The organism is Microcoleus sp. MON2_D5, assembly GCF_036701905.1.
Classification (GTDB): Bacteria; Cyanobacteriota; Cyanobacteriia; order Cyanobacteriales; family Microcoleaceae; genus Microcoleus.
In genome coordinates this window covers 1-8,506 of the sequence record NZ_JAUBRM010000154.1, presented here as the reverse complement: position 1 = coordinate 8,506, position 8,506 = coordinate 1, and the positions used below count along the sequence as shown (strand labels likewise).

The 8,506-nt window shown below is 45.8% G+C and carries 6 protein-coding genes and 1 pseudogene; 2 read left to right on the top strand and 5 right to left on the bottom strand.

Annotation, left to right across the window (positions count from 1 at the left end):
* Positions 1-300: 300 nt before the first annotated feature.
* Positions 301-498: pseudogene (locus QUA47_RS29295) on the top strand (IS1 family transposase); the annotation flags it as partial.
* A 1,137-nt stretch (positions 499-1,635) separates the two neighbouring features.
* Here the strand turns inward: QUA47_RS29295 and QUA47_RS29290 are convergent.
* The 3 genes from QUA47_RS29290 to QUA47_RS29280 form a co-directional block, all read right to left on the bottom strand.
* Positions 1,636-1,773 carry a transposase gene (locus QUA47_RS29290; RefSeq protein WP_445302556.1) on the bottom strand — a complete coding sequence of 46 codons (138 nt, stop codon included), beginning with the start codon at positions 1,771-1,773 and terminating at the stop codon, positions 1,636-1,638.
* A gap of 129 nt (positions 1,774-1,902) precedes the next feature.
* Positions 1,903-3,813: an ABC transporter ATP-binding protein gene (locus tag QUA47_RS29285; RefSeq protein WP_333433383.1), complete on the bottom strand. Its 1,911-nt coding sequence runs from the start codon at positions 3,811-3,813 to the stop codon at positions 1,903-1,905.
* 624 nt (positions 3,814-4,437) lie between these two features.
* Positions 4,438-4,656 carry a hypothetical protein gene (locus tag QUA47_RS29280; RefSeq protein ID WP_333433382.1) on the bottom strand — a complete coding sequence of 73 codons (219 nt, stop codon included), beginning with the start codon at positions 4,654-4,656 and terminating at the stop codon, positions 4,438-4,440.
* Between the two features lie 38 nt (positions 4,657-4,694).
* Between QUA47_RS29280 and QUA47_RS29275 the strand changes: the two genes are divergently transcribed.
* Complete coding sequence (locus QUA47_RS29275; protein WP_333433381.1) at positions 4,695-4,913, top strand: hypothetical protein; 219 nt, start codon at positions 4,695-4,697, stop codon at positions 4,911-4,913.
* A gap of 168 nt (positions 4,914-5,081) precedes the next feature.
* On the opposite strand, the gene bla is transcribed toward QUA47_RS29275, so the two are convergent.
* Both bla and QUA47_RS29265 read right to left on the bottom strand, forming a co-directional pair.
* The gene (bla, locus tag QUA47_RS29270; protein WP_333433380.1) at positions 5,082-6,047 is read right to left on the bottom strand and encodes a class A beta-lactamase; all 966 of its coding nucleotides are present in this window, start codon (positions 6,045-6,047) and stop codon (positions 5,082-5,084) included.
* Positions 6,048-6,610: 563 nt separating this feature from the next.
* Positions 6,611-7,702 carry a poly(ethylene terephthalate) hydrolase family protein gene (locus QUA47_RS29265; RefSeq protein WP_333433379.1) on the bottom strand — a complete coding sequence of 364 codons (1,092 nt, stop codon included), beginning with the start codon at positions 7,700-7,702 and terminating at the stop codon, positions 6,611-6,613.
* Positions 7,703-8,506: the final 804 nt, after the last annotated feature.

Genomic DNA, 8,506 nt, shown 5'->3' with positions numbered 1-8,506 from the left:
GGTATCGCTTTCGCGTGGCTTTACTGAACCATGTAATTATAGTTCATTTGATCTGATCTTCTCTGTTTGACTCTCACCAGTGAGTGTTAGTAACATGATACCTCATCTTTCTGAGAAAGGCTATATCAGCGATTATTCCTGGGCTCATTGACAATTATGATAGTAGCGATCACCGCCGCTCCTTATTATTCGTTATCTACCCCCCAAAAAGTCGCGATCGCACGCACATATCTTTTTTGAAGCAGAGCAACTCAAACCCTTGTCTAATATGTCTTTCAACTTGCTTGTCACCCCGTCAGCTTTTGGAGTGCTTACGGAATAGTTTTTCCTAAAAAAAGACACAGAGCAGTAGGAAAGGATACTGGTCAGACCAACTCTATAGAAAAATTTAATAATACCATGAGAGAAAGAATATCTAGGTTGGGAAAAAAACTCTTTCCTGCTCTAAAAAACTCTCCAATCATATACGCAGCTCTTTGGTTTTTTATTTATGAGTAGAACGCCAGTTTATCTATCAATGAAAACCATTAATTCTACTGACTATGCAGGACTACCAAAGTCTAGTAAAGAACTTTAAGCGAACTCTATCTCATGCAACAACTAAAATTAACATCTGCTTTGTCAGGCTAATGTTGAAGCGGCTTGCAGCCGCTTCCTGAGATCTCAAATGGGTTCTATAAAACTCTCATCAGCTCTTCTATCATATCAAATCCGTTAGCATAGGAATAGTAAATTCGAGTTGAGTGTTGACTGTCAACAGTCAACAGTCAACATCATTCCGGTGTAGTTAGAGAGTCGATGGCAGAGTGTCCCCTACCATCTCTCCTACAAAACCGTGCTTGCGACTTTCACCGCACACGGCTCCTGAGTGGTGTAATCCTGGTTATGGATACAGTAAGATCGCATCATGATCTGATTGCTACGGCTTGATAGTTTTCCTTTTACCCCTACATCCCACCATCAGATTTTTCTGTGGCCGACGGCTTTTAAATGGCTACTTGGTCTCTATCTTTTACACCACCCGGTGCTGTCAGCATATCTCTGTCATTACAACAAAGCATTGGCTTCTGCGACCATTCCTCACACTCACAGCTTACGGCTAGCAACCTACTTATTTTTAAGGGCTGTGAGAGCTTTACTTCGTTCCGATTACACATTGGTTGAACCTGACAGCGTAATGCTTTCCACGCCCGTTTTTGGGCAGTGCTAATAAGTCAATCCGATAATTGCTTATGCCCTATCCTTGCCTTTTGGCGGGCGTCTTTCAGCCGTTTGACCATCTATCATAACGGTGGTTCAGACACATTTTTGCTTTCGCTACGCATAAGTTCTTGCTCGACAGCTACCCCCCAAGGCTAGGAGTCTTCTGCCTTTTATCCCCGCTTTATCCTGTTAGTTGCTATCCAACAAAATAGGGGATATGCTTTTACCGCTGCACCTGCGGACTGGGACTTGACTTAATGCCTCACGAGCGAAATGTAATCAGTTATCACTAACTCCTCGGAGTCAGGCTAACCGTCCCTGGATAGGAGAACCTATCCATTTAGGCTAAACGAATCGCACACCGAAAATGATATCACTCCCTGCGATCGCCACTGCTTGTAATGCCAATATACGGTTGAGTACGGGGGCAAGTCACGCAGGTATGTCTTGCCAATTGCAGCCATTCTTTAATTGATAGAAGATTCCATCCAAGATTTCTCTCTTTGTCCAGTTGGATGGTAAGCGCCCCTGCTTCTTGGTAGGCAATATCGGATGTAGTATGGGTTCCATTATTTCCCATTCTGAGTCCGTTAGGCTGCTACAGTAAGGCATAGCTGCTGGATTTTGCTTTTAGGGTGACGTTACCACAAGACCGTAAAAGATCTCAAATAGACTCTATAAGTTCGCCATGTCGTACTCCTACTCTATGCAGGGTTTATCAGTAAGTCCTATTGACCTTACTGGGTTATAGCCCAACATTCGGTAGTAGAGTCCCTGTTGGGTAAGGAGTTCGGCGTGGGTACCAGACTCGAAAATCTCGCCTTCCTGCATCACAAAAATCCGATCGCAGTCTACGGCAGTTTCGAGTCGGTGCGTGACCAAGATGATGGTTCTGTTGCGCCGCAGACGTTGCAGAGTCTCTATGACCCACTGCTCGTGCTTCAAGTCCAGCGCATTCGTGGGTTCGTCGAGGATGAGTATGGGAGCCTCAGTGACGAGCGCTCGCGCGATAGCTAGGCGCTGTCGCTGTCCACCCGAGAGGTTTTGACCGCCCTCAGCGATTAAAGTATCATACTGCTCCGGCAAGGTTTCGATGAACTCGGCTGCCCCAGATTCAACCGCCGCCTTCCGAATATCGGAGAGCAGAGCATCCGGGCGACCGTAGGCGATATTTTCTGCGATCGTTCCGGGGAAAAGTGGGCTGCCTTGCGAGACGAGCGCCATGTGTTTGCGGACATCGGCAATCTTAAGGGTGCGGAGGTCAAAGCCGTCGAGAAGGACGCTGCCCGATGTCGGGTCATAGAAGCGCGGCAAGAGATTGAGCAGCGTACTCTTTCCCGTTCCGCTAGGACCCAAAAACGCCACCATCTGACCCGGCTCGATACTAGCACTGATGTTCCGTAAGACCCGTTGCCCAGAGTTGTACTCGAAGCTCACGTCGGCAAGTGCTAGTGTGCAGGGATGAACGGGAAGCGAGCGGGCATCAGGCTCATCTTTTATGGCAGGCGGCTCGTCAATGACCGTAAAGACGCGATCGCATGAAGCTACAAACGTCTGGATCTTAGTAGTGAACCCCAACACCCAACCTATCGGGTCCCAGAACTGCCCCAGGTACGCCATGAATACGAGCAGATCGCCCATGCTCACGCCGTTCGGCACCGGACGCAAGAACTGGTCGCGATAGACTAGGTATCCGCCGTAGCCTAAGATTACCCCGCTTCCCAGAGCGAAGACTACCTGAACCGCTAGCGGATAGAGGTTCTCTTGCCAATTGAGTCGCATGGATGCCTTGACGCTGCGTTCGACCACCTGCCCGAAGCGCCGCGACTCTGTTGCTTCTCGACCGAAGGACTGGATTAGCCCGATCAACTCTATAGCTTGCTGCATGGTTGAGGTCATCACCGCATCGGTCTGCTTCGACTCAAGGGCTCGACTCCTAATCCTTCCCTCGAAGTACCAATTCGCCAGTATTAGAAGCGGAGTGAACGAAAGCGCAAATACGGTGAGAAGGACGTGGCGCGACAGCATGATCCAGATCATCGCCGTCAGCGTTACCGATGCGGCAGTGGAGCCGATGAGCGTATCGATTACCCCCCACGGCCCGAGGCTGTCGTAGCTCAACCGATAGATTGCGTCACCCTGCGATCGGGAGCCGTGCCAGCCGAGACTCAGCGCCTGCATTTTGTCGTAGAGTTCGGTGCGAACCCGCAAGGTTCCGTTGTACTGGATGCGGTAGTTCAACATCCTACGGAGCATGAAAACGGTCTCGCTCAGGATTTTGATAATCATCGCGACGAACGCCATTCCGAAAATCCGGTTCAGCGTGCTTTCACCGAACGGAGCAAGAAACAGCGTATGAATCCAGTTGGATTTCGGAGTTGGTGATAAAACCGTATCGACTAGAATCGCCATCGGCCAGGCGTTGAGAAGGTTGAAAAGCACTGATGCTCCGATCAAAAGCAAGAGCGTGACGATCAGCCATAAGTCTTTGCGAAAGTAGGAAATGGAGCGCAGGACGATCGGCACCAACCAATGTTGATTAATTAACGGCATCACCATTTTTGGTGAATTCTTCTGGCTCTTCAAACGTGCTTTGAATGGAAAATTCATGGATGTGCTGGATGCCTCTAAGTAAGACAATGCACCAATTAGGAAGTTTCACCCCAGTCAGAGAAGCCAGAAATTAACTTTGGGTTTTAACCCCTGTTGTCAAGCAAGGCAGGTGGAATGTGAGATTATTCGACTGGTGCTAGATTTAAATAGAGTTTCGCTGTTTTCGATAGCTAGATAGAAAGCGAGAGCGCTTTGCTTCTTGGTGTGATGCGTCAGCGTTGCTTTCCCGAAAACGGTCGCAAAGTTGAGATTTTCTCAACTGTTCTAGCGGAGCTTCCCCCCTGTAGTCTTAAGCATCCAAGCAAAACCTCCATCAGTCACACAATAGGGCTAACGCCCTCGCCCAATAGATGACTACAATATTAGGGAAACCTTCAGTAAATCCAAAGCTCTCTGTTCCAAAGGAGCTGGCATTGTCAGCTTGTCAAAACTAACTGAAACCAGACGCAATTTAGGCTAGACTCGGTTTTTAGCGATTGTCGATAAATTTGTTATTAACGTCCGAAAACTTTAAAGTGGAAAGCTCTCAGAAGTACATTTTGTTGAAGCTTTCGGTTTTGCCAAAGTGGATGACTGAACCGCGACAACCCCGACCCTGACTCAGAAGCATTCAACCACTCCTCATCCTCGAACAACGACGACGTATGGTAAGCGTTGACACATATGCCCTTCTACGTAATAAGCTAACACACATAAAAACAGGTGTGCAAGCACCACCAGAAGTTGTATCGCTAGCAACAACACCCACAGCATCACTAATAGGGAAAACACCACCCACACAACCACCACAGGAAACTGCATTGCCAACTGCAACACCACCGCAGCCGGAAGCATGTGCACCAGACCCTGTACCCATCCAATCACAGGAGCCTAGTTTAATGAGCAAACTGCAAGCACCCGATAAAGAAGCGACGGTTAGGTTTACCGTCGATATGTCCGAAACTCTGCACCGTAAACTGTCGATGTTGCCTGCAAAGACGGGCCACAAGAAAGTGGATCAGAGTGCGGATGTTGTTGGAGGATCGTTTGAAAGAAGAGGCGTAGGGATAAGGATTCTGGCGTTGCTGATTCATGGTATGAATCACCTTTTCGCTTGATGTTACAAAACTCACCCTCCGAGGGCCTATAGCCATTCCGAAATCTTGAATTCATACCTGTATTCAGCAACGCCTCCAACTAGCTTGCTCCTTCTCATGAATGGTTGCCATCGCAATTGAGGGAAATTTTCAAACACTAAAGAAACGGTTTGCTATAAACTTTCATGTCTATTTGCTCCATTCGTCCCATGCTACCTTCGTCACTTTTGCGATGACTTCCTCGCGTATCGCATCGTTTGCTGGAGAATCTGAAACAAAAACTGCGATCGCCATGTGTTGCCCTTTCGGAAGCGTCACAAGTCCTACATCATTGGTTGCAGCCGTCACTCCATTTACAGTAGATGAAGTAGCAGTTTTGTGCGCCACAACTGTCCCATTAGGCAACAGTCCTTTAATTCGCTTTGGACCTGTAGTTGTCTGTGTCATCAATTGCCGCAATAAGGATTGACTAGATTTTGAAAGCCCTTTTCCCTCATGAAAAGCGCGTAACAAAACGACGGTAGCATTAGGTGTCGCATAGTTACGATACTTCACTGCTGGGTCTTGCGCTAGCTCCTTCTCCGTATTAGCAACAACAATATCGTTGATGCCAAGACTACGCAAATACTTCGTGACAATCCTTGGCTCACCGACTTGTCGTAACAGCACATTACAAGACGTACCATCACTCTCAGAAACCATGTACTTTAATAGTTCAGCCAGACTGAATTCCCTTCCCTGGGATTTCTCGTCGAGAATCCGACTACCCTGGAGGACATCACTGGTTTCAACACGAATTTTCTGAGCTAGCTTCAATTTTCCTTGGTCTACTTGAGCCAGAACCGCCATCGCAATCGGAAACTTGTAAACACTCTGCATTGGAAATTGCTGATCTCCATTCAGAGATACTGTCTCTCCGGTTTCTAGCACGGTAGCTGTCACCCCAACACGCCCTTGAGCAGCGTGAGAGATTTGTTGAATGCGATCGCGTAATTCGTTTGTGCGATCGGCGTTGGATATTGTGATTCCGCTGGGCGCACTTGTTTGGTTGTTGGGGGTGTCTTCTCTATTACTGGAGTTAATGCTTGTGCAACCAAAAGTGAGTAAAAACAAGCAAAATGTGTAAAGCCAAGCTTTTTTAATCAGTGGAATCATGTCAATAGTTCTCGGTTATGGTTAAGCCGTATTAAGGATAGAAAAAGGGTAAATTAAGACTTCAATGTTATGAGATGTGGTTCTTTGTAGGGTCTAAAGGTAATAAAAAGTGGATGGGGTGGCTATAGATGTTCTGAGCAAAGAAATTGTTGCGGTGTATATTGGCAGCAGAGATGAGTTGGGAGCTAAAGGATTATGCAATTCTTTACCACCTGTTCCAGAGTCAATGTGATCTTCTTAGTTACAGAGATTTCTTGCCGATATACTAGACAATTTTTCCCACCAAAAGACACAAAGGCATAGCCAAAAATAGTGGCTTAACAAATTATAGAGAAATATTTAATAATACAATGCGACAAAAAACATCCATTTTAGGGATAAAAGCTTTCTTGTTTTCTAAAAAATTCTCTAATCATATTGGGCTACCTGGCATTTTATTCATCATTACAACGCCTCCTTAACTTGTTGAAAGCAGTCATAGTATATAGTATCCTGACTATGGAGCACTACCCCCAAAGGAATGTCCTGACTTTAATAACACGAAATTTTAGTCATCTCCGTAGCTATTTACTACCCGCCAGAGTAGCTTTCCGTTTTCTCCAACGATAACCAAGTCCTACAATACCAAACATCGCCAATCCTGCCATAGAAGATGTTTCTGGAACTCCAACGCTGGTGAGGCTGACATTCGGATCGACGCCATCACCTTGAGAGTAAATATAATCAAAGGCAGCTCGATCTTTAAGCATATTTGCACGCAAAAACAGGGCGCTCCAACGGGCGATCGTTTCAATACCAAAGGCTGGCTCTAATGTAGGAGTATTGAGGTCGGGGTTCGCACCAGCAGGGTTATTAACATCGGTAAGGCCGAAATGATTGGCACCCGTAACAGTAATCAAAGTTTTGGGTGGTGTTTGAATTTTATCAAAGGTGCTTTGAGCTCGCTCTGGAAGGGCGACACCATCAATATCGCCTTGAATCAACGCCACTGGAATGCCATCATTAGCGATAGGGACAAATTCCTTTGAAATCGGATTGCGTAAGTTGGCTCCAAAAAATCCACCTGCTAAGAGTTCTTTCGGGCGCGTAAATGGCTCTTGACACAAATACAATTCTGGGAGGCAATTATTACCAATCACTGATAGCCCCACTGCACCACCGAAATAATGACCCAATAAACCAAGGCGCTGTGTATCGACAACAGACGAAATCGGAGATGTGGTCTTTGTATTTTCGATCGCCATTTGAGACAAAACCGCCCCAATTTGCGAAGTTTCTGACAGCAAGCTAGGCGGTGAGTTGGGATTGATGGGCAAAGGGCGGAAATGGTTAGGAACGACTACCACAAAGCCATACCGCGCCACGAGGCTAGCGTAATCTGAATAAAAGGATTTATCTACAAGCGCACCTTGCCATAAAAGTACGATCGGGAAAGAATACTTGCCCGAATTAATATCAGATGGTTTAGGGTAATAAATGTCTGCTAAATCCTTATTAGCAGATATCGTGGTACTGTAAAACCTGGTTTCTTTAAATGGCGGTGAATAATCGATAGTTGCGGCGGAGGTTTTGCCATCAAAGACCACAATAAAGGCAGCAAGTGTACAAACAAATGAAAATTGTTTAGACAAGAAATAAGGTTTATAATTAATCATTAATTTTAGTTTAAAAGGGCGTACATAAGCTATCAAAAAAAAACGCAAGTCGGCCACGGCTGGTAAGTAAGGACTCAGGAATTATTTAAGCTGGATGAGAGGTAGCTCTTAGGAGTACCAAGCTATCTTTTTAAGAGTTTGGAAGTTGTAGCCGTTTAAAATCTTAGCGATTTACAGCTTTTGTGGCTTGTTTTGTGCTGGTAGCCTAAAAACGCTGCCTTAAATCTATGCTCCAGACCAATCGAGTAAAATCTACCTAAAGGTATAAAGTTAATTTTAGCTTTAGTTAGATGCGAAATATAGTTCATATTGCATGAGTTCGCTAAAGAGCTCTGTTGACTATAGCAATTCCTAGCCAGGTGAGAAGTTAGATGGCTGATAAATCAGGTGTCAGATCCCCTGCGTATTAAATCCGTTGAATGAGTTTATCCAGTCCAATTCCCAGCTACTATCGGTTAAAGGAGATGAGAGCGTCGGATAGAATCTGTTAATCAAGGACTTGATGAATGCAACTAGAAGATGAGTAGTATTTGGTTGCGCCTAATCCTCCAAAGCAGAAGCCAAATGTAGAAAATATCCTTGGCGTAGGAGCGAAGCGACTTGCAAGCGGGCATATTGGCTACTCCCCCCGACTCAGGAACGATCGCTCATAATGGAAATGAAAGTGAGCAAAGTTTATTGCCGTTGAATAGGGGCAAGCGTTCACATTTAGCAAGAACAGCAGTATATACAGCACTTCCGGATGTTATGAGGTACAATAAAATCGACTAAAAATAATATACCAATGAAAGCATACTCAGTAGA